The sequence below is a fragment of the uncultured Adlercreutzia sp. genome (assembly GCF_958431955.1).
In the GTDB taxonomy this organism is placed as follows: Bacteria; Actinomycetota; Coriobacteriia; order Coriobacteriales; family Eggerthellaceae; genus Adlercreutzia.
In genome coordinates this window covers 178,003-200,050 of sequence record NZ_CAUASN010000001.1, presented here as the reverse complement: position 1 = coordinate 200,050, position 22,048 = coordinate 178,003, and the positions used below count along the sequence as shown (strand labels likewise).

Genomic DNA, 22,048 nt, shown 5'->3' with positions numbered 1-22,048 from the left:
GGCTACTCACCAGCTTTCTTGATCTCGATGAGGGTGTCGTTGTAGGGAATCATGGGGCCGAAGGGCAGCGCGTAGCCGCGCTCGTTCAGCGTGTCGTTGGACACCGCCTGCATAATGGTGCCGTCCAGGTACTGGCGGTAGGTGCTCTCCACCATGAAGGCGCTCTCGGGGCGCACCGCCTCGTTCAGCCGCAGCACCGTGCGGAAGGAGCCGCGGTCGTTGAACACCTCCACCGCGTCGCCGTCCTCCAGGCCGCGGGCAGCGGCATCCACCGGGTTCAGCTCGATGTGGGGCTCGCTCACTTCCTGAATCCACTTCGCACCTGAATAGGCCGAGTGCACGCGGAAGCGGGAACGGGCCTGGTTGAACTGCAGCGGGTACTTCTCGCGCAGCGGGTTTTCCGGATAGGCCTCGCACGGCTGCTCCCACGCGGGGAACGCCTGGCCGAACTCCAGCATCGCCTCGTAGTAGGGCTCCTGCTTGCCCGACGCCGTTCCGTAGGTGAAGCCCACTTCGGGCGCGATGAGGTCCTCCGACCCGATGAGGCGCAAAGCTCCCCCGGCCTCCTGGAGCTTCTCCAAGGTAAAGCCGGCCACTTGCGGGTCGTCGGTGGTCAAAAGAGCCCGCGCATATTCCTCGCCATCGGCCGGGAACAGATCTCCCAACCCCATGGCCTCGGCGATGCCCTTCTCGATGTAGAAATCCGACTTGCTCTCGAACAGCGGGTCGAGCGCCTTCAGGTTGGCCAGGATGTGGGCGTTCGCGCACTTGATGCCGCCCACGGCATCGGCGCACTCGAACTTGCTGCACGAGGGCAGCACCAGATCGACGAAGTCGGTCACCGAGCTGTGGTAGATGTCGGCCAGGCACACGAAGTCGAGCGAGTCGATCCACTCCAGGGTCTTGTTCCAGTTCGCGGCCTTCTGGGTGGGAATGTCGCCGAAGAACATCGCGCCGTGAATGGTGTCGCCTTTGACCACATCGTAGAAGCCCTGGGGGCTGGGCGCCGGCGCCATGCCCTCGGGGAGCGGCCAGGCACCCAGGTGCGCCTCGTAGGGCGTCACATGGTAGCCGTAGATGCCGCAACCGGTTCCGCGCTTGCCGTAGTTGCCCGTGAGCGAGGCGATGAGCGCATAGCAGTGGCCGGCGATGTCGTTGTTGCCGAACTTGTCGATGCCGCCCACGCCGTTGTCGATGATGGAGGGGCCGGCCGCGTACTGGGTCGCCACGTCGGCCACCACATCGGCGGGAATGTCGCAGGTGGCGGCCGTCCATTCCAAGGTGTAGGGCTCCATGTCCTTCCGCAGGCGCGTGAACTGGGTGAGGTAGCGCTTGCCGTTAACGGTGAACTCGCCCTCCAGGGCAGCCGTAACCCCCTCGGTCTCCTGGGGCACCGCCGCGTTCGCGTTCTCGTCCCACACGTAGAAGGTCTTCAACTCCACCGGCTCGCCGGTCTCGGGGTCGGTGCCCGGCGTCACGTCCACAAGGCACGCGCCCGTCTCCGCATCGATGAGGAACGGCAGCGACGTGTGGGCGAGCACGTGCTCGCGGTCGAACAGGTCCTCGTCCAAAATGTACTTCGTCATGCCGAGGAAGAACGCCGGGTCGGTGCCGGCCCGCAGGTTCACCCACTGGTCGGCCTTGCCCGCCGTGGGGCTGAAGCGCGGATCCAGGCAGATGAACTTCGTGCCCGCCTCCTGGGCGTCAAGCATGCCGCGCGACCAGGTGAGGCTCGTCTCCACCAGGTTCGTGTTGGCCAGAATGACCACGGCGGCCTCGGGCCACTCCCAAATGGTGTTCTGCGCGAACATGCCGATCCACGGCGAGAAGGCCATGATCTGCCCGTTGCCCTGGCCCATGTCGTAGCCGTTCATGCCGCCGGCCTGGGCACCCAGCACGCTCGCCAGAAGCGGTGGGAAGCGCTGCGATGCCTCGGTGGAGAACTGGATCCACAGGGCGTCCTTGCCGTACTTGTCCTGGATGGCCTTGAAGTTCTCGGCGATCATCTGGAAGGCCTCCTCCCAGCTGATGGCCTCGAACTCGCCGCTTCCCCGCTCGCCCACGCGCTTCATGGGGCGCTGGATGCGCGCCTCGCCGTAGATGTTCTGCACCTCGGAAAGGCCCTTCAGGCACACGTTCTGGAAACGGTGGTCCTCGTTGGGCCGCGGCTGGATCATCGCGAGTCGCCCGTCGCGCACGGTGCACTGGAGCATGCAGTTGCACAGGCAATGCTCGTTGTGATAGGTAAAGGCTTGGGTCTCGCCGGTTGCCCCCGCAGATCCTTCGCCGGCGGCCTCGGCGATACCCGCCAGACTCGAGCCCGCAAAGCCGGCCGCACCGACGGCGGCAGCGGTTTTCAGGAAGCTGCGACGGCTGAGCGCGCCGCCCCTCGGTTTCTGCTCCATGGTATCCTCCTGCTCTTCTCGTACCCTTCTTTGGCCGCTCGCTCTTTCCCCAGGGCCAGCGGCGGTTCCTGGGTGCAGTCTACGAAGCGTCAACAGCGAAATCACTGCCCATTTGAGAGGGTGCGGGGCTTATACCCCACTTTTGGGAATGTGGGCATAAACGCAGTCGTCGAAACAGCATTCGACCCGCTAAGATACGGAATACGAGAAGAAGAGGGGCCGCGAGGAGGGAACGATGGTCGACAGGAAAAGCGATCTGCGCGTCGTGCGCACGCGCGCGGCGCTGCGCGGGGCCTTCGAGGAGCTGATTGCCGAGACGACCCTCGACAAGATCACCGTGAAGGCCCTCACCGACCGCGCCGGCATCAACCGCAAGACCTTCTACCTGCACTACGAGACCATCGAGGCCTTCTACGATGAGATCATGAACGGCATCATGGACGAGTTCTTCGCCTATTACGAGAAGACCCCCGACGATCCGTGGGATATGGACGGCCACGCCCGGCGGTTCTTCCGCTACCTCGCCGCCCAGCCGCCCATGATCGAGCGGCTCGTTTGCTCGCCGAGTTTCTACGACTTCGGCGAGCGCATCTACGCCACCCAGATGAATCGCTACCGCGCCTTCGCCGACGAGTTGTTCTGGCGCGAGGAAATTGACTCCGACAGCGAAGAGCTGGTGTGTGCACTCATCCGCAACATGGCCCTGGAATGCTACCGCCAGTGGGTGCGGGCGGGGAAGGTGATCCCTGTGGAGGAGGCCGCCCAGCTGCTGGGATCCATGACGCTCCACAGCGTGGAGCACCTCATGAGCCCCCGGCCCGACGCCTCCTAGAACAGCGACAGCTGGTCGGGGTCGGCGGGACGCTCCGGCGCCTTCGCGGGCATGGGCTCCTCCTCGGAGGCAAGGGGGATAGGCACGTGGCGGGCGAGCAGAGCGCGGGCGTCGGCGGCGGCGTTCAGCCACGCGAGCGCCTCCGGGGCCGTGAGCGAGAGCGGCATGCGCGTGTGCACCGCGCCCACCACGGCATCGGGCTCGCAGGTTACCAGCACGAAGCGGTCGCCCAGGCGCAGGCCAGCCAGCAGCAATGCCTCGCTTCCGCGGGCAGAGAACCGGTACTGGGGGCGTCGACCCGAAGGCGCGTCCACGTTCCGCGTCTCATAGAAGGCGTGCACCGGCACGATGCAGCGGGCCTGCTCCATGGCCTCGTGCCACATGCCCGAGCCGCCCAGCGCCGACTCGATGCGCGCGTTGAACACAAGCCCTCGCTTCCAGGGTACTTCCACGCCCCAGGCCAGATCGGCGCGCGCAAGTTCATCGCCCTCCGCGATGACGACCGGGCTCTCCGCGCCGGGATAGCAGTCGATGGCCCCAAGCGGAACCTCGGCCGGACGCCCGAACGACAGCGGTGCCACCGACGCCGCACCCACCCCGAGCGCCACCGCCCGGCGCACCGCGTACAGCCAATCCACCACCGCATCGGCCTCTTCCCCACTCACCATCTCAAACCGGTGGCACACCGAAACCTCCATTCTGCGGCCGCCTCAAGCAAAACCTGACGGCCGTGGCTCTCTGTTGACTGCACCTGCAAATCGCCTCAAAAGCCCTCGGTAAACGCTAGACGGATGGCAGCACGATCTTGAAAGACTCCTCATTGGCCCCAAGCGCCACCTCGCCTTCTAGTCCCAACGCCTCGGCAAGGCAAAGCGTGGCGTACCACGGCAGATTCACGACCTTGTCCTGCACTTCCACATTCAATCGGGAGAATACATAGCCCCTCGGGATGCCGTAGGACGAGTTCGCCAGCAACGCATCGAGGGCCGCGTGGGCGCGCGGGCTCCTTCCCGATTTCACCTCGATGGGAATCACCCTACCCCGACCATCTTCGGTGAGAAAGTCCACCTCCCCGCGCTTGCGGTTCATATAGTAGAACAGCGGGCGACCGCAGCTTGTAAGCGCCTGAGCAAATGCGTTTTCGAACAACGGGCCCAGATTCGGCTCGCGACGATCGAGGTAAATGTCGCGAGCTAGGGAAAACGGGTAGCGACTCACTAGCATACCCGTGTCGGACTGGTACAGTTTGAAGCTGGAAGCTTTCTCCGTAGCCTGAAGAGGCGACCGCGGGTCGCCCACAACGTTGCACTTCAGAGCCACATGGGCCGAAACGAGCCAGTTGAAATCGAGCCGGAATTTCTCGTACCGTGCCTTGGGTTCAAGGGAGTTCAACCGAAAGCGCACCGACTTCGCATCCAGCTGCAAGGGCAGCTGCTCGAAAATAGCTCGCACGTTCGGGGCCTCCCGGCCAGCATATTTCGTGATGTCGCTCACATAAGCCGCCCCCAAAGCCTCCTGCAACGCGCGAACAGCAGCCAGATCGCCTCGGGAATCGATGAATGTTTGAACCGCCGCTGGCATCCCTCCCACCACCATGTAGCCCCGGAAATGCGCAAGAAACCGCTCGTGCAGAAAGTCGGGCACTGCGATGCGTCCGACGCAGCATTCCCTCACCGTTGCAAGGGCGTTGTCGCTCACGCCTACCGCCCAGCAGAACTCTTCGAAGTCCATCGGGAACATGGTAACTTCGGTGACGAATCCGACAGGGTACGAGCGCACATGCCTCAGCTCGGTTCCCAGCATTGAACCAGAGAACGCATAGGAGTAACGACCGTCTTGCACGAGGAACTTCACCATGGTCATAAGATCGGGAAGCTCCTGTATCTCGTCGATGAAGATAAGAGTTTCACCAGGCACCAGGGGGACAGAGGCGATAAGGCCAATGCGGGTGATGAGATCCTCGGCATCCACTGCCTCGGCCAGAGCCTGCTTGGCGATCTTGTCCTCGTAGAGGTTGATCTCCACCATATGCGAGAAAGACGTGCGGCCCATATGTTCCACCAGGTAGCTCTTGCCAATCTGGCGCGCTCCAGTCACGAGAAGCGCCGTCTTGCCTTCCTGCTCCCGCCACCGTTCCAGAGCCTTAAAGGCCTTGCGCCTGAACATGCTATCACCACCTTCCACTTTTCTGCACCAGCGGAATTACACTTTTGTAAGTCTTCATTTTGCTAATTTTAGCACTTTTGCAAGTCTTTTATCATCGATTATCTACACTTATAAAGAGATTCACAGGCATGAGAAAATTGACGACCGTCTCTCGCAGGATAGGCCGCCAGAAGACTATAATTTTGCTCCTAATAGAAGCCGGAATGAGGAGAACCCCATGGCCGATACCGTTCTGTTCCTGGAGTATCCGAAGTGCTCCACCTGCCAGAAGGCGAAGAAATGGCTGGATGCGCAGGGCGTGACTTACGCCGATCGCGACATCGTGACCGACAACCCCACCGCCGACGAGCTGCGGCGCTGGCACGAGCGCAGTGGGTTGCCGCTCAAGCGCTTCTTCAACACGAGCGGCATGCTCTACCGCGAGATGGAGTTGTCGAAGAAGCTGCCCGACCTGTCCGAGGAGGAGCAGTACGCCCTGCTCGCCACCAACGGCATGCTCGTGAAGCGCCCCCTCCTCGTGACCGACGCCACCGTCATCCCCGGCTTCAAGGAAGCCACCTGGGAAGCAGCGCTTAAAGGGTAGGCGGTTCGGGCGCGGTGGACGCAGCGGCCACGGCAACCCAGTACCTGGCCGCGAAAAACCCGGCCGCAGAAGCAGCCCGCGAAGCCTCGGGCAGATGCGCCCCTCCCCAGCGCCCCAAACGCGCGCGTCCCGCCGGCTTACGGGGAAGCGCCGGCGGGACGCGCGGAGGCCGTCGATGAGGGGAGGGGGAAGGGTCGACGGCCAAAGCTATGCGACTGCGCCGCCCGAGGACGGCGCAGGGATCGCTTGGGGAGCTACAGCGTGGGGAAGTACTCGTTCACGGCGTGGTCGGCCGCCCAGTAACCCGACACACGGGCCCACAGCTGGGTGGAGCCGGGCGCGCAGGACACGTCGTAGTAGGGGCCGAACAGGGCGCCGGCATCGGAGCCGCCGGCGTACAGACCGGGAATTGGCTTGAAGTCGTCGCGGATGACGCGGGCGTACTCGTCCACCTTCAGGCCGCCTACGGTGTTGTAGAAGGCCAGCAGGCAGCGGAAGCCGTAGAAGGGCGGCGTGTCCATCTTGCGCAGGAACTCCGGCGCCTTCAGGAAGTCGTGGTCGTAGCCGCCGTCGCAGTAGCCGTTGTACTTGTCCACCTCGGCCTTCAGGGCAGCGGGCTCCATGCCCAGCATCTCGGCGAGCTCCTCGATGGTGTCGGCTTTGAACACGCGTGGGTTGTCGCGGACGATGGCCGCGTCGATCTCCTCCTGGAAGTGGGGCACCGGCTCGCCGGGCTCGAAGTAGTTGGCACGGCGGGTGACGACGCCCTCGGCCATGATCTTGTCGACGAAGGCCTGGTCGATCACGGCGAAGACGTGTTGCTGCTGGGAGCCAATGTTGCCGGACAGCGTCCAGTCCTTGATGACGCTCTCATCGCAGAAACGGCGGCCATCCTGGTTCAGGAAGATCTCGTCGGCCTGGTTCACGCCGCATACGGTGAGCGCGCCCTTGTTGTAGTGGCCGGGCAGAATCCAGCTGCAGTAGTTGATCGCCTCGGGGTGGTGCAGCAGCGCGCCCAGCTCGAGGCCCATGTTCAGGCCGTCGCCGCGCTGGGTGCCCATGGAGCCGCGGGGGATGACGCAGTCGTAGGGCACGTTGGTGTAGTGCTCGAACATTTCCTTGTTGGCCGCGAAGCCGCCGGTGCACAAGTCCACGGCCTTAGCGTTCACCTGGGTGATCTCGCCGGTGCGGCTCTTGCACAGCACGCCGGTCACCGCGCCGACCTCGTTGGTGAGCAGCTGGTAGGCGCGGGCGTCGAAGAGGAACTGCACGCCCAAGTCCTGGGCCAGCTGGTACATGGTGTAGATGGCGTTCAGGCCGCCGGAGGTGCCGTCCTCGCCGTGGTCGTACTTGCCCTTCTCGTTGTAGGTGACACCCTGGAAGTCGGTGGTCCAGGCGCGCACCTTCTCGCCATCGTCGGCGTAGCGCCGCGTGACGATGGCGTTGCTTGCATAGCGGTGGTAGGAGGCCAGTCCGTCGTAGTAGTGGTCGGCCGCGCCCACGTTCTCCAGCGCGTTGTCGGTGCCCATGGCCACGTTGCCGATGTTCTCCACGTAGCGGGAGTTGCCGCCGATGCCGTTTTCCGTGTTCACGTCCACGAGGATGACCTTGGCGCCCAGCTCGGCGGCGCGGGTGGCCGCGCACAGGCCGGTGGTGCCGCTGCCGCACACCACGAAGTCGCAGTCGTAAGTGGCGCTCACATTGCCGGCCGGGGCGGCCTCGTCGGCCTCGTCGGCATGGGCGACCTCGGGGGCGAGCCCCAGGGCGCTTGCGGCCAGGGCGGCGGCGCCCAGGGTGGTGGAGCCGAGCAGGAAGCTGCGGCGAGAGAGTTCTTGCGTCATGATAGTTCCCTTCCTTCCGTGCGTTCCTACTCGAAGCCGTCCCAGCCCTCGGGCAGGTCCATGTAGTGGCATTCCACGCAGTTCAGCGTCGGCTGGCCGTGCATGGAGTGGCACTCGCCGCAGTCAACATCGCCGCGGTGGTTGTCGTGCACGTTGTACGTGCCCTCGGGGTTGTAGATGGTCTTGTCGCCGTCGAGCACCGTGGTGTCCACGATCTTCTCCCAGCTGTGGCAGCCGTCGTTCAGGCAGAACTCGCGCGTGGCGATGGTGTTCTCGGAGGGACCCACCAGCTCGGTGAAGTTGCCCACCTCCTTCATGACGGCATCGTCGTGGCAGCTCTCGCAGGTGTTGCCCAGCTTCTTGTGCATGGTGATGAGCGTGGAGGGGTCCTCCGCCTCGTAGCTCGCCACATAGGGGTCGTCCGGATGCTCGGCCACCACCGCATCCCAATCGCCGCCGGTCTGGCTCAGCGACTCGGTGCTCGGGCTGCATGCGGCGGCCACGCACGCGATGGCGCCCATCAGCGCCAGCGTCGCCACGGCGACCATCATTTTCCGTGCCTTCATAATGCGTCCCTTCCTTCCTCGTCTTCCCCGGCTTCTCTCGCGCCGGGTGCCCCGACTTGCTCTTTTCCTCTTGTTTCTCGGGGCGCTTCGATTGTGGCTCGCGGGCCTTCGGAAATCACCTCATGTTTCATGGGGAAATCGGCATCCCCCTCCCCCTTCCACGACCCCATAAAAGCAGGGGGAAGCGAGGGTATTGCCTGTTCACCTATCCTTTCTTGCCGTGCAAGGCGCTGGCGCGGCGCACCAGGGGACCCGTTGCGAACCAGCGGGCATTCCGTTTCCCCTTCCCGTCCTTTCGGTTAGAATGCCCCTAGCTACATTCGCGACGCCCGGGGGTGCCGGGCATCAGATGCATCAAGGGGATGAGATCGTGCGCACGCTGCGAGGGGGCCAGTTCGCCCTGGCCATGGTGGGGCTTATCTTCAGCTGGGTGTTCTTCCCGCCGGGGATGATTCCGGGGTTCTTCCCCGAGGCCCGCGCCTACTCCCATGCCAACGAAACGCTGCTGGGGTTCTGCCTTGCGCTCTTCCTCGCAGCGGCTGTGGCGCGCCGGCCCCTCGAGCGGCTCGTCGAGGGCCATCGCGGCGTCATGCTGGCCCTCGTGCTCTCGGGGCTTGCCGGCTACGGGCTTCTGGCGGCGGCCCTCGCCGTCGGCCACTACTCGCTGCCCTTCGCGCTCGTCGTCACCTTCGTGCTGTCCGTCAGCTACGTGGCCCTCATGCTCTGCTGGATCATGACCCTCGCCCGCACCGAGGCGCGCCAGACCATGGTGCTGCTGTTCGGCTCGGCCATCGGGTATGCGGCGCTCACCATGGGAAACTTCCTGCCCGTCGAAGGCCGCATGGCCCTGTGCGCAACCTCGACCGCCCTCTCCGGCCTGTGCTGGTTCCTCGTGAAGCCGGACCGCGCACCTGCGGCCGCCTACAGCCACGAGGCGGCTGCCCTGCGCCACGCGCCCTTCGCGCTTCTCGGGCTGCTCGCCGTGCTGCTCATCGGCGGTCGCGTGGTCACAGGGCTCTACTTCAACCTGGATAAGGAAGTTCCCTTCGGCGAGCTGCTCGTGCGCTGCGCCTGCATCGCCGGCGTCATGGCCTACTGCCTGGTGTCCGCGCGCCGCGGCGCCAGCCTCGAGCAGGGCTACCGCAACACGTGGATTCCCGCCGCAGGTCTGTTCCTGCTCGGGGCCATGATGATCATCGGGCTGCAGGGGCCAGCCTCCTACCTGGGACTCGGCATCACCCACGGCGCGCTAAACTGCTTCGAGGTGCTCGCCTACCTCATCATGTTCCGCTTCGTGAAGAACGACCGCATCTCCCCCATCATGGTGGTGAGCCTCGGCATGATCGTGTTCAAGGTGCTGCCCATTGCCCTGCAGCGCCTGGTATTCCCCCAGGTAATAAGCGGCCTCGGCCTGACCGAGGGCGACGTGGTGCCCGCAGTTATCCTCATGTCCATGGTGGTGCTCGTCTCGGTGCTCGCCTTCGCGAACCACCGCCTGACGGCCGCCGAGCTGCGCGCCCTGGCCCAGTCGGACGAGGAGGAGGGCCCGGGCGCAGGCGGTGTGGGCGGCGCATTCGCAGGCGCGGCGATCGCAAGCGCCGGGAGCGGCGTGGCGGCTGGCACGACGAGCGGCGCAGACGGCGCAGCGGCTCAACCGGAAGCCGGGATGCAGGGCGAAGCAGGTGGCGGAGCGCAGGGCGGCGCGGATGCCGGAGGGGTTCCGGCGGCCAGCGCCGGCGGCCGACCGGCACCCCACGCGCATCCCAGTTTCGACGAGGCCTGCGCCGAGGTGGCCCGCGAGGCGGGGCTTTCCGAGCGCGAGGCCGAGATCATGGCGCTCATCGCCCACGGCAACAGCCAGAGGCATATCTCAGAAGTGCTCTATCTGGCCCTCGGCACTGTGCAGTGGTACGCCAAGGCCATCTACCGCAAGCTCGGCATCCATTCCAAGCAGGAGCTCATCAACCTCGTCACCGAGCGCGTGGAGGGAAATTAGCGAAGCCCCTCCGCTCCTTCGCGCTTCGCCGCGTCCATTGGCACCACGCAGCGCATGCCCAGCTGAGGCCACGCCGCTCCGAAAAGCAAGCGGCCGCCTCGTTGGCGGCCGCTTGTCGCTTACGATATCGCAGGGGGCGTCGGCGGCTCAGGCGCGGTGGGCACGGCGCCCATCGCGTCGCCGATGCCCAGCGGAGGACCGGCGAACTGCGCGACCAGGTCCTGCCAGCCGCTCGCGCTCACCGCCGCCAGCGCGCCGCCGAGCATGATGAGGGCCACGCCGGCCACGATGCAGGCCACGGCGGTCAGATGGATGTTCTTCCACGTCAGCCAGGGATGTTTCTCGCTAAGCCTCATTGACGGCCTCCTTCGCCACCTCGCCCAACACGCCCGGCACCGCCACCGTACGCTGGCCCTTCTCCTTCACGAACGGCGCCTTCGCCTTCGCGATCCACTCTCGCGAGACCTGGGTGAGCGCCTTGCTGGCCGCCAGCGCCCCATGCAGGCAGAAGAGTCCCAAGCCGAAGCACACGAGCCCCGACCCCAACTCGACGATGCCATAGGGAACCTGCCCGTTCGCCAGGCCCCACAGGCACACGACGATGCCGAGCGGACCGCCCGCGAGCAACCCCGCCGCCAGCATCCACAGCCCCGCGACCAACAGCCAGATGACCAGCACGCCCGCAAACGCCACCGATGCGGCTGCCGCCAGCAGCGTGAACCACAAAGGGAATCCCAGAATGACAAGCGTCCAGTACAGGACGCGGTTCTTCTGCTTGGTGCGCACCGCCGCGCGCGGCACCGGCGGCAGATCGGCGATGATGGCCCGCGCCGCGGCCTTCGGGTCGTCCAGCTGGGCCACCGCCTGTTCCTCGGTCATGCCGTCGGCTACGCGATCGTCGATCATCTCGGCGTAGAAGCCCACCGATTCCTCGATCTCCGCCTCAGGCAGGCACGCGAGCGCCGCCCTCAGCTGGTCCAAGTACTCCTGCCTCTTCATGATTAAGCTCCTTCCCCTGGCTGCGGCCGTCCCGACCCCGCCGTGTCACCCGAGGCCTCGCGCACAAAGCGGTAGATGGCCTCGACCTCGTTCCATTCCTCGATGAAGGCGGCCACACGCGCACGGCCCTCCTTCGTGATGCGATAGTACTTGCGCAGCCGCCCGTTGTGCTCGGCCGATCGCACGGCAATGCAGCCCGAGCCTTCCAACCGCTTGAGCAGCGGATACAGCGTCGACTCGGTCAGCCCGAGCGTCGGCGGCACGTCTTTTATGATCTGGTAGCCGTAGGATTCCCCCCGGCTCAGCACCGCCAGCACGCAGGCTTCCAGAAACCCGCGCTTCATTTGTGCGTCCACCGCGCCTCCTCTCTCGCTTCCGCGTTTAATACCCTTTGTTGTGTCATACTATGTGTTGCATAGTATTTACGAGAGCGCTGTCTGTCAAGGGGAATTTCCTTAAGATTCGCTGAAGAAGGCAGGGCGATGACCGAAGCGCATCGCGAACGCAGACCGCGTAAGCGCAGACCGTGAAGGGCGGAGCGGAGCCGTCGAAAAAAGGGATGGCCGCTGAACCCAGGGGGATAGCTGGCAAGCGGGTGCGGAACCTTCTAGCGAGAAAATCGGCGGCCTTGATGAATGCTATTATGGGCTGCATCCCATACCGACGCCCCATCCCTTCCCCACCATCCCGAGGAGTCCCATGATTTCGTTCGAGAACGACTATTCCACCGGCGCGCACCCGCGCGTGCTGGAGGCCCTGGCCGCCACCAACCTGGAGCCTGCCTCGGGCTACGGCACCGACCGGTTCTGCGCGAGTGCGGCCGAGCGCATCCGCGCTGCCTGCACTGACGAGACCGCCGACGTGTTCTTTCTCACCGGCGGAACCCAGACCAATGCGGTGGCCATCTCGGCACTGCTCGCCGGCCATGAGGGGGTCATCGCGGCCGACACGGGACACATCGCGGCCCACGAGGCCGGCGCCATCGAGGCCACCGGCCACAAGGTGCTCACCCTGCCCGAGCACGACGGCAAGCTGCGGGCCGCCGACGTGGAGACCTATCTCGAGGGCTTCTACGCCGATGCCAACCACGAGCACATGGTGTTCCCGGGCATGGTGTTCATCGCCCACCCCTCCGAGCTGGGCACGCTGTACTCGCTAGCCGAGTTGGAGGCGCTCTCGGCCGTCTGCCGTCGTTTCCGCATCCCCCTCTATCTGGACGGTGCGCGCCTCGCCTACGGCCTCGCCGCACCTGAAACCGACGTCTCCCTGCCCGATATCGCGCGCCTCGTCGACGCTTTCTACATCGGCGGCACCAAGTGCGGTGCCCTCTGCGGCGAGGCCGTGGTGTTCCCGCGCGGCGGCATGCCCCGGCACTTCCTCACCCATGCGAAGCAGCACGGAGCGCTTCTGGCGAAGGGCCGCCTGCTCGGCGTGCAGTTCGATGCGCTTTTCACCGACGACCTGTACGGCGAGGTGGGTCGCACCGCCATCGACGCGGCGGCCGAGCTGCGGCACATCTTGCACGAGGCTGGCTGCGACCTCTTCCGTGAGTCCCCCACCAATCAGCAGTTCGTCATCTTGGAGAACTCCCAGATGGAAGCCTTGACCGAGCATGTGCGTTTCAGCTTCTGGGAGCGCTATGACGACACCCACACCGTCGTGCGCTTTGTCACCAGCTGGTCCACCACCCCCGAAGACCTCACTACCCTGGAAGAGGCCCTCGCCGCCGCCCTCTAGACAGCGTGCGACAACCTGCAGCATTCCATGGCGCCGAGATGCTGCAGTCGACGCGGCAATGCAGAGGAGCCGCCCGAATCTGGCAAGTTTCCTTCGTTTTCCAACATGTAATCCGCGTCCACCTCTCCCTCCCCTGTAATTTAGAGGGCGAAATTCTAGAACCAGGGCTCAGAACGCTCGGATTCGCTCTGTTTTGTTGGAAAATAAAGGAAACTTGCCAGATATTCAGTCTAATCATGCACTTTCGTTCGGCATTCTTCTGACCGGCCGCTGCCTTACCCGAATGTCCGCAATTTCCGGCGCAAATCTCTCTAAAGTGTTTTACAATATTACAACTTTCTAGAGCCAGTGCGAATCCTGCTGAGCAGCCCATGATCGGAAGCGTCGCCCACTCTTCCGCATACCAGATTCGCAAGATCCTCTCCACCTTGGGCGTGAGAGGAGTGCGCCATGACCACCCGCCATTCTCTTTCCAACGAGGTCTGTCTCGGATATCTCTCAGCCCTTCAGGCATCGGCCATCCGAATTCGGCAGAGGAAGCCTCTTGCGGCCACCCGACGCCGCACGTTTCCTAGAGGCGAACTGCGTCTCGAGCACATCAAGAGGCTTGCTCCTCTTCCCGAAAAGCGACCGGCGACCAAAAGCTCCAAAGCCTTCAGAAGCCCTATCGGAGCGAAGACCTCCCCTGAAGGCCAACCGGCGACCGGAGGCATCTCGCTTCCTATCCATTTCATCACCTCCGATAAGGAATTCCGGCGCCCCTCGCAATTTCGACAGCCCCATAGCTGCAGCCATGTTTTCAGCGGCCGGGCGCTTGATCGATGGGACGACAAGATACTGCTCGCAAGTCCCGCGCTTGCCTTTGTTCAGGAAGCCTCGCGGCGCTCGTTTATCGATACGCTCTGCTTGGGCTATGAGATATGCGGCACGTATCAACAGGCCGTTACACCCGGTGCGATCGTATACCAAACGCATCCCCTCAGCTCAACACGAGACATTCGGCGTCTTTTGAAGAACAACCCCTCTTTGCCGGGAGCCGTCCAAGCCCGAAAAGCCCTTCGCTACCTGGCAGACAAATCCGCCTCGCCGCGCGAGACCCAAACTGCTCTTCTATTGGGGCTACCGCCCTATTACGGCGGTTATGGTCTCGGCATCCCCTCCATGAACCACAAAATTCACTGCACCGCCGAAGCGGCCGCCATAGCAGGTCGGAAAACCTTGCGATGCGACTTGTTCTGGCCCGCAGCGAACCTCGCCGTGGAATACCAGAGCCGGGAATTCCATACCGGCGAGCAGCAGCGCGTACGCGACTCGCGGCGCACCAACGCTCTGCAGTCAATGGGCATTCAGGTCGTCGCCATCACCAACGACGAGCTTGACTGCATCGATGCCGTCGATGTAATTGCCGCCACTATTCGCAAGGCGCAGAAGCGCCGATTCCGCACGAGCGTAGGTGACTACCACCGACGCAAGATTAAACTGAGGCAGCAACTCGGGCTGCCCCTCAGACCTCGGGATGCCTATTGAGACCGGGAGCGATTCTGGACCCTCCCTCGCTCTTGGAAGGGAGGGGGATTGGGCAAACCCGGGGGTCAGCGACCAAGCCTCGGAAATCTCCGCAGTTGATTCTCGGGGGGCCCGGCGGACAAGTCGGGGGGCGGCCAAACCTTGCACTGTTTTCGGCGCTTTTTGGCAAGTTTTCTTCCTTTTCCAACAACCCTGCTTCGTAAACTGCCTCTGACCACCGATTTCGGCAGTATTTCGCACCCAGGGCAAGCGGAATACCCACAAACGACCGATCAGCTGTTGGAAAACGAAGGAAACTTGCCAGCAAGAGAGGCTGCCCCTGCAAACGATTCAGCACAGCCTCAACCAAATCGTTTCAGTATGCCAAGCGCGCCCTCAGCTAGATCATCTCAGTGCGCCGGGGGAAGCCTTTTCGCGCAAAACGGCCCGGCGGCGATCATGCGCTGCCGGGCCGAATCGATCGGAACTCACGCGAGGCGCATACACCCTCGCGCCGTGCATCCTAGCCGAGGTTGATCTCGCGGTGCAGCACTTTGGTGAGCACCAGGTAGTAGGCCACGCCGATGAGGATGAAGATCGCACCCACGGCCAGGGCCACGTTGCCCACCGACAGCATGATGGCGAAGCACACCGCCGCGCCCAGCGCCGGGAAGATCAAGTGCATGAACAGGGCCTTGGCGCCGGAGCGCTCCTTCAGCTGGAACCAGCAGAACACGATGACCGCCAGGTTCAGCAGCGTGTAGGTGGAAAGCGCGCCGAAGTTGGAGATCTTCACCACGGTGTTCATGTCGATGCCGCTGAACTGGAAGATGAGCGTGAGCACCACCGACAGGCAGATGATGAAGATGACCGCGTTCAGCGGCGAGTTGGTGCGCTTGTCCATCTTGGCCATGAACTTCGGCAGGCAGCCGCCGTTGGCCATGGTGAACATGACGAAGGCGATGGAGTTCTGCTGCGCGATGGCGGTGAACACGCCCTGGGCCAGGGCCACGCCCACAGCGCACACGACCATGAGCCACGGGCCGGCGGCCACCTTGGCCACCAGGTAGAAGGCGTTGTCGGTGTCGCCGGCGAAGGCCGCGCCCGACGGGTCGATGCAGGTGGCGATGAAGCACTGCAGCACGTAGAGCACGCACAGCAGGATGGCCATCACCATCATGGCGCGGGAGGGGCCGTGCTTGGGGTCTTTGGCCTCCTGGGTCAGCGTGGCGATGGCGCCGAAGCCCACGTAGGACATGACCGCCAGCGACACGGCCGACATGGTGCCGCCGAACTCGAACTTAGCCGGATTGAACACGTTGGTCAGCGAGAAGTTCGCGCTCTCGGGATGCTGCACGACGAACATCACGCCGCAGATGACGAACAGCGCCAGAATGACCAGCTGGGCCACGAGCGCCACCTTGTTCACCACCATGGCCGTCTTCATGCCGATAAGCGACACGATGGCCACAATGGCAAGAAAGCCGAAGCACAGGGCCAAAATGGGCACGTCGGGCAACATGGAGTGGATGGCGATGGCGGCGATGAGGTACACCATCGCAGGGCTGACCAGATACTGCAAAAGCATCAGCCAGCCGGCGATGAAGCCGGGCATCTTGCCGAATACGTGGCTCACGTAGGTGAAGATGGAGCCCGAGGACGGGAAGTGCTGAATCATGATGCCGAAGGAGAACACCGAGAACAGCACGGCCACGAACCCGATGAGGAACGCGAGCGTGGGCATGCCGCCCGAGTCGGCGAACACGCCGCCGTACACGGCCATGGGGGAAATGGGCACCATGGTAATGAGGCCCCACACCACCATGTCCTTCACGGTCAGCGTGGCCTTGAAGCTGTCGCCGACCTTCTGCTTGGTGGCCACCGTGGGCTTCGTCACCTTCTCGCCGTTGTTCTCGGGCATGGACTTGCGCGCGGCAGTCGCCGGGTCGTCCATGGCCTTGACCGGGCTGCCGCCAGCAGCGGCAACGGCCGCAGCTGCGACGGGCGCCTTCGGCGGCGCGCCCGTGGTCGTCTTTCCATTTGCGCTCATTGAGAACACCTCTTTTACCCTCTACCGGGCCGCGCCGCCCTCGCGACGGCGCGGCCCGGAACCGTAAAACTTACTTCGCAGAACCCGCGCCCGAGCCCTTCTGAGCCCCGGCATCCTTGCCGGAAGCCTTCGCACTCGAGCCCTCGGCCGCATCCGCGCCAGCGCCCACAGCGCCGGCCGCGGGAGCAGCGGGCTTCTCGGCGGCATCGCCGGCCGCCTTGGCAGCCGGACGCGCAGCCTCGCGCTTGGCCTGGTCGGCCGCAGCCTTGGCCTCCTTCACCTCGCGGCGGGCGGAAGCCAAGTCGCTGTCGGCCTGAACCTGCTGCTCGAGCGCCTCGGCCTCGACCGCGTAGGCGTGGGCCTTGGTCTCAGAGGCCTTCTCGGCAGTCCGGGCGGCAGCGGCGGCGGCACCGGCGCGCTCGGCATCGGCAGCCGGGTCGCGCGGCACCCGCTCAGCAGCCACCTCGTCAGCGGGCGCGACGGGTACCTCGGCATCCAGCCGCACCGGCTCGGTGCCCTCCACCGGGGCCGTCTTCTTCAGGCCCGCCGTGGCGGCCGTGCCGATGCCGGCCTTCTGCGAGATAATGGCCGGCTGGCTCATGGGAATGGCCGCGATGGCGCCGATGGACGTGCCGTTGGTCTTCACCGGGTGGTTCATGGCCGCGGGATCGTCGCCAGCCTCAATGGCGGGCGAGGACGGATGGTGTTTGCCCGGCACGTACTCGTCGGGCAGCACGATCTGCTCGTTGGGATCCCACAGCTTCTTCACGGGCATGCCCATGGGGTTCTGGTCCTCGCTCATCAGCTCGGACGGCACGTTGGAAAGCACGCGCTGGGGCTTCTTCAGGCCCTCGAGCTGCCAGGTGAACGGCGCGAACACGTTGTTGGGGTCAACCCAGTTGTGATGGCGCGAGGCCTGGTAGACGCCGAAGCAGATGGCGAAGGTCACGAGGATGATGGCCACGATGACCACCACGTAGGTCACCGGGCTGCCCACTTCCTCGGCCACCTGAGCCGGCGGGATGATGGCGAGCACGATGCCGAACACGCAGGCAAGCAGGCCCACGCCGGCGACAATCCAGGCGCCCACGTTGCCGCCGGGCACCTTGAACAGGCGCGGACGGTTCGGCTGGTCGTGGCGCAGCTTCAGGAACGAGATGAACATAAGCACGTAGTACATCATGTACAGGATGGTGATGGCCTGGGTGATCAGGATGACGAAGCCCTCGATGTTCGGAATGAGGAAGCACAGGAAGGCAACGCCGGTCATGAAGGCCATCTGCAGGTACATCAGGCGGCTCGGCATGCCGTGCTTGTTGGAGTTCTGCAGCACCTTCGGCAGAAAGCCGGAGCGTCCGGCCTGGCCGAGCATGAACGACGGACCAGCCATGTTGGTGACGAGCGACGCCATGGAAGCGCCGAGGCCGACCCATACGAAGGCCACGTAGATCCAGGGGCAGTTGAAGGTGGCACCGAGGATCTTATAGGTCTGGAACAGGCCGTAGACCAGGTTCATGTCGGACTTCGGCGTGACGATGGCGATGCAGACGGTACCCGCGATGAACATGATCAGCGTCAGGATCATGGCGATGAAGATGGACATCGGGAATTCCTTCTGGGGCTTCTTCAGCTGCTTGATGTGGGCGGCGTTCATGTCGATGCCCGCGAAGCTGAAGAACACGCCGGCGGCCAGGGCCAGGTTCGTCAGGCTGAAGCCGCTCGCGAACGGGTTGAAGGCCTCGGGCGTGGGCGTGACGTTGGACACGTTGCCCTGGGCCAGCCACACCACCGTGAAGATGACGATGAAGGCCAGCGGGATGAACGTGCCGATGATAACGCCGTACTTCGTGATACGGGCGAAGGCCTTCACGCCCTTGGTGGCCATGAAGGTGAGGCCCCAGTAGTAGGCGAGCCATGCCAGGATGATGAAGAACTGGTTCTCGGGATGGTTCATGAAGTTGACGGCCCAATCCCAATCGGGCGTGTAGAAGCCGATGGTCGCCGAGGCCGAGGCCACGCCGGAGCCGAAGTTGATGGAGGTCTGGAACCAGAGGATCAGCAGGCAGGTGAATGCCAGGCCGGGCCCTAAGGCCTCGCCGACCCAACGGAAGATGCCGCCGCGCTGGCCCCAGCCCGAGGCCAGCTCCGCGGCCACCAGGCCGGTAGGCAGGAAGAACACGATGGCGCCGATGATGAAGAGCGTAACGGAGGACAGCCCGTAATAAGCCTGCTGGACGTCGTTGGCAACGCTGCCGATGATGGTCACGTTCATCATGACCAACGCCATAAGGCTAATATAGGCTCCACTGCTGGCCTTCGCTGCGCCCTTCGCCGGCGCCTTCGCCGGTTTCGTTGCGGTTTGGGAGCTCATGGTTACCCCTTAACGGAAGGTCCGGCGGGACGCGGGGCGCGCCCTGTGCCCCGCCGGACAGCGGATAGAAACGGTCGGGAACCGCGCCGCGAAGCGCACGGGCGGCCCGGCCGGATGGTGCCTTACGCGGACACCGGGTTGAAGGTGTTCCAGAACGGCCACACGATAGGCTCGCTCTCGAGCGCCTTCTGCATCTCGGGGCTCAGGCGGTCCTTGCGGATGGCCACCTCGTAGACGAAGTTGTCGAACCACTCGTCGCTGCAGACGAAGTAGCCGTTGTTGCCGGTCTTCTTGCCGCCGTTCTCGGTGCCCCAGCTGTTCTCGATCTTCCACTTGGTGGGCTTGCCGTCCTTGATCTCCACGCCGGCGATGGTCATGGCGTGGGTGGGCAGGCTCTCATGGGTGGCGAAGCGCTCGGCCTTGTCCATGGTGAACTTCACACCGAACATGGCCTCCAGATCGAACAGGTCGAAGTCCATGACGCCGGCCACGCGGTCGCAGTGCTGCAGCACGTCGCTGCCGAACCAAATGGGCTCGCCGTCCTTCAGCGAGTCGATGACGTAGCCCTTCAGCTCCTCCATCGGCACGTTGAGGTACAGGTTGCGGCGCTCGGGAATCTGGTCGGAATCCTGGATGGCGTACACGCGCCCGTAGGGCTTGTCGTCGCCGGGCACGTTGATGACGCCCACGTAGTCGTCCAGGTTGATGGGCACGTACTTCTTCAAGAACTCGAGCGGGGTGAGGCCCAAATCGGCATGGTAGGCGCCCTTGGCGTCCTTATAGGTGAAGTCGAACTTCTGCACCGGCTCGCCGAAGCACACGGCCAGCACGCGGTACACCTCGGAGAGCATCTCCTCCTGGGCGGCCTTGGTGTCCTTGCCCTCGCGCGCCATGGTGCGCAGCTTCAGGCCGTCCTGGCGCAGCAGATGCGACAGCACCGTGTTCAGCTCGGCGGTGTTGTTGGTGCAGTGGGTCTCGCTCATGGCCTCGTGCGGCACCACGCCGTACTTCTTCACGAGCGCGCACACCATATCCCAGTCGCCGCCGTCGGCCATGGGGGTGCTGAACAGCCAGTCGACCTCGCGGTCGCCGAGATCCTTGTCGGCCGTGGCCACCACGTGCTCCATGAACCACGCGGCGCGCTCGAGCTTGTTGAAGAACGCCAGGTAGGCCTGGGAAAGCTCGAAGGTGCCCTTCGGCAGGTCGAGCTCCTTCTCGATATGGAAGCGCAGCACGTTCAGGCAGGCGAACATCCAGCAGCGGCCGGACATCTTCTGGTTGGCCACGGCCTGGTCGTCCACGTCGATGGAGAACGCGAAATTCGCCGGGCTCATGCGCTTGAGCACTTCCACGCTCTCGGCGGATTCCAAAATGCCGTTCTTCGTCACCGCGCGCTGGGCGACATGCTGGGTGTCGGCCTTCTGGTAGGCCTCCGACATCTTGGCGATTTGCTCTTTTGATATCTTCATAGCGGATACTCCTTATCTCAATGGGGGTGAATGATGTATGGAAAGGGCGCGGGGCCGTGGAGGGGCGGCGCGCCCGGATTCCCGGAAAGGCGCGCCTAGTCGAACAGCGTCCAGGGCTGGGTGGGGCGATCCTCAAGGTAGCCGTCCATCCACTTCCACAGCGGATGCTGGTCCATGAAGTCGCGGGCCACGAACTCCACGCCGTCGGCGCGGCCGTAGCGGCCCCACATCTTCATATGCTTCACGTCGTCGGGACCGGCGGCCTTGGCGTCGCAGGAGCCGGCCGGGTAGAACGGGATGTTCCACACCGCGTCCGGATCGTCGGCGTAGTACTGTGGGTCCACGTCGTAGTGGGCGCAGATGTCGCGGCTCGACGGGCAGTTGTAGCCGAGGTACACGTCGTAGGTGTCGGCGAGCATCTTCTTCACGACTTCCAGGTCGATCTTGCCGTAGTACTGGTCGATCAGCTCCATCCAGCGCTGGCGGCGGGCACCGGTCTGCTGACGCGGGTCGTTGAAGCCGTTGTCCTTGCATTCCAGGTTGCGGATACGCGGGTCGAACACGGCGTTGCAGCCGAAGTACGCACCGTCGAAGGTGCGCTCCAGCGAGGTGAATTCCAGGCCCTGCTCGAAGCGGGCGATCTCGCCGGTGTTGTGGTCGGCGATGAGCCAGGCGTTGGCGTAGCCGCCGTTGTTGCCCTTATTCAGACGCTCGACGAACTCGTCGATGGTGGCGGAGAACTGCACGGCGTCGCGGATACGCACCCACTCGGGCATGCCCGCGTCGTCGTAGCGGTCGAAGCCGGCCAGCGTGGTCTCGGTGATGTTCAGGCCGGCGGCGGTCACGTAGAAGTCAGTCATGGACGACAGCATGCACGGGGCCGAGGCCTGCATGATGAACGCATAGCCGTCATCGGGCTCCACGCGCTTGCACACGTTGAAGTACTGGCCGCTCCAAAACTCGTCGAAGCTCTCGTGGCCGAGGTAGGGCTTGCCGTCCACGGTGGCCGAGCCGGTGGCTACGATGGCCGAGCAGTGCTCCTTGCGGTGAGTCTTCATGAGCGGGCGGCTCATGACCTTGCCGGCGTTCTGGGGCCACCAGTACCCGGTGATCTCCATCCAGTCGTTCCAGGCGATCATATCGTCGGTGGTCGTGGGAATGCCCGCGGCCGTCAGGCCCTCGGCCATGCCGCGCAGCTCTTCCAGCCAGCGGGCGGGAATCATGTCGCGATGCAGCTTCAGGGACTGCTCGGCGAACCAGTCGTAGTCCATGCCGAAGCTCTCCAACGTCATGAACTTGTACACGCGCAGGGCGTCCTTGTACTCGTCGGCCAGAAGGTAGCCCTCCTGGAAACCGCACTCGTAGGGGGTGCCCTTCACTTTGATGTGCTGCCAGCCGTTGATCTTCTGCAGCTGGGCGCGATCGATAATCGATTGCTGCTCTTGGGTGATCATCACTGCTTCCTTTCCGAAGCGCTCGGCTTGCGCCAGGGCGCCTAGGGCCCGTAGATTCATTCCATATCCTGCG

Annotated in this window: 17 protein-coding genes; 5 read left to right on the top strand and 12 right to left on the bottom strand. The window is 64.1% G+C overall.

Annotation, left to right across the window (positions count from 1 at the left end; all coding sequences use genetic code 11):
• Window positions 1-2: 2 nt before the first annotated feature.
• Entirely contained in the window at window positions 3-2,405 is a 2,403-nt protein-coding gene (locus Q5064_RS00780; protein ID WP_302961420.1) for a molybdopterin-dependent oxidoreductase, read from the bottom strand.
• Between the two features lie 235 nt (window positions 2,406-2,640).
• On the opposite strand from Q5064_RS00780, the gene Q5064_RS00775 reads away from it, so the two are divergent.
• Window positions 2,641-3,237, top strand: coding sequence for a TetR/AcrR family transcriptional regulator (locus tag Q5064_RS00775; protein ID WP_302961417.1), 597 nt, complete (start codon window positions 2,641-2,643; stop codon window positions 3,235-3,237).
• Here the strand turns inward: Q5064_RS00775 and Q5064_RS00770 are convergent.
• Window positions 3,234-3,935 (bottom strand): SOS response-associated peptidase family protein, encoded by a 702-nt coding sequence (locus Q5064_RS00770; protein ID WP_302961414.1) that lies wholly within the window; start codon window positions 3,933-3,935, stop codon window positions 3,234-3,236. The two genes, Q5064_RS00775 and Q5064_RS00770, sit on opposite strands and share 4 nt — an antisense overlap.
• Before the next feature lie 85 nt (window positions 3,936-4,020).
• Entirely contained in the window at window positions 4,021-5,403 is a 1,383-nt protein-coding gene (locus Q5064_RS00765; RefSeq protein WP_302961413.1) for an ATP-binding protein, read from the bottom strand.
• 217 nt (window positions 5,404-5,620) lie between these two features.
• Here Q5064_RS00765 and Q5064_RS00760 point away from each other — a divergent pair, with 217 nt between their 5' ends.
• Complete coding sequence (locus tag Q5064_RS00760; RefSeq protein WP_302961411.1) at window positions 5,621-5,986, top strand: arsenate reductase family protein; 366 nt, start codon at window positions 5,621-5,623, stop codon at window positions 5,984-5,986.
• 254 nt (window positions 5,987-6,240) lie between these two features.
• Here the strand turns inward: Q5064_RS00760 and Q5064_RS00755 are convergent, their stop codons facing one another.
• Together Q5064_RS00755 and Q5064_RS00750 are read right to left on the bottom strand one after the other, a co-directional pair.
• The gene (locus Q5064_RS00755) at window positions 6,241-7,827 is read right to left on the bottom strand and encodes an FAD-binding protein (RefSeq protein WP_302961409.1); all 1,587 of its coding nucleotides are present in this window, start codon (window positions 7,825-7,827) and stop codon (window positions 6,241-6,243) included.
• A 26-nt stretch (window positions 7,828-7,853) separates the two neighbouring features.
• On the bottom strand, window positions 7,854-8,393 hold the full coding sequence (locus Q5064_RS00750; protein ID WP_302961408.1) for a cytochrome c3 family protein: 540 nt from the start codon (window positions 8,391-8,393) through the stop codon (window positions 7,854-7,856).
• A gap of 370 nt (window positions 8,394-8,763) precedes the next feature.
• On the opposite strand from Q5064_RS00750, the gene Q5064_RS00745 reads away from it, so the two are divergent.
• On the top strand, window positions 8,764-10,389 hold the full coding sequence (locus Q5064_RS00745) for a helix-turn-helix transcriptional regulator (RefSeq protein ID WP_302961406.1): 1,626 nt from the start codon (window positions 8,764-8,766) through the stop codon (window positions 10,387-10,389).
• A gap of 119 nt (window positions 10,390-10,508) precedes the next feature.
• Here the strand turns inward: Q5064_RS00745 and Q5064_RS00740 are convergent, their stop codons facing one another.
• From Q5064_RS00740 to Q5064_RS00730, 3 genes are read right to left on the bottom strand one after another with little or no spacing between them, the layout of a single operon-like run.
• On the bottom strand, window positions 10,509-10,745 hold the full coding sequence (locus tag Q5064_RS00740; protein ID WP_302961405.1) for a hypothetical protein: 237 nt from the start codon (window positions 10,743-10,745) through the stop codon (window positions 10,509-10,511).
• Window positions 10,735-11,388: a DUF1700 domain-containing protein gene (locus tag Q5064_RS00735; protein ID WP_302961404.1), complete on the bottom strand. Its 654-nt coding sequence runs from the start codon at window positions 11,386-11,388 to the stop codon at window positions 10,735-10,737. The genes Q5064_RS00740 and Q5064_RS00735 overlap by 11 nt, the downstream gene beginning before the upstream one ends.
• A 2-nt stretch (window positions 11,389-11,390) precedes the next feature.
• On the bottom strand, window positions 11,391-11,744 hold the full coding sequence (locus Q5064_RS00730; RefSeq protein ID WP_302961402.1) for a PadR family transcriptional regulator: 354 nt from the start codon (window positions 11,742-11,744) through the stop codon (window positions 11,391-11,393).
• A 343-nt stretch (window positions 11,745-12,087) separates the two neighbouring features.
• Between Q5064_RS00730 and Q5064_RS00725 the strand changes: the two genes are divergently transcribed.
• Both Q5064_RS00725 and Q5064_RS00720 read left to right on the top strand, forming a co-directional pair.
• Window positions 12,088-13,125: a low specificity L-threonine aldolase gene (locus tag Q5064_RS00725; protein WP_302961401.1), complete on the top strand. Its 1,038-nt coding sequence runs from the start codon at window positions 12,088-12,090 to the stop codon at window positions 13,123-13,125.
• Window positions 13,126-13,575: 450 nt separating this feature from the next.
• Window positions 13,576-14,652 carry a DUF559 domain-containing protein gene (locus tag Q5064_RS00720; RefSeq protein ID WP_302961400.1) on the top strand — a complete coding sequence of 359 codons (1,077 nt, stop codon included), beginning with the start codon at window positions 13,576-13,578 and terminating at the stop codon, window positions 14,650-14,652.
• Between the two features lie 502 nt (window positions 14,653-15,154).
• Here the strand turns inward: Q5064_RS00720 and Q5064_RS00715 are convergent.
• The 4 genes from Q5064_RS00715 to Q5064_RS00700 form a co-directional block, all read right to left on the bottom strand.
• Window positions 15,155-16,681 carry an APC family permease gene (locus tag Q5064_RS00715; protein ID WP_302961399.1) on the bottom strand — a complete coding sequence of 509 codons (1,527 nt, stop codon included), beginning with the start codon at window positions 16,679-16,681 and terminating at the stop codon, window positions 15,155-15,157.
• 70 nt (window positions 16,682-16,751) lie between these two features.
• Window positions 16,752-19,052, bottom strand: coding sequence for an APC family permease (locus tag Q5064_RS00710; protein ID WP_302961398.1), 2,301 nt, complete (start codon window positions 19,050-19,052; stop codon window positions 16,752-16,754).
• 122 nt (window positions 19,053-19,174) lie between these two features.
• Complete coding sequence (locus tag Q5064_RS00705) at window positions 19,175-20,521, bottom strand: aminopeptidase C (protein ID WP_302961396.1); 1,347 nt, start codon at window positions 20,519-20,521, stop codon at window positions 19,175-19,177.
• Window positions 20,522-20,616: 95 nt separating this feature from the next.
• Window positions 20,617-21,975: a C45 family peptidase gene (locus tag Q5064_RS00700; RefSeq protein ID WP_302961394.1), complete on the bottom strand. Its 1,359-nt coding sequence runs from the start codon at window positions 21,973-21,975 to the stop codon at window positions 20,617-20,619.
• Window positions 21,976-22,048 lie beyond the last annotated feature (73 nt).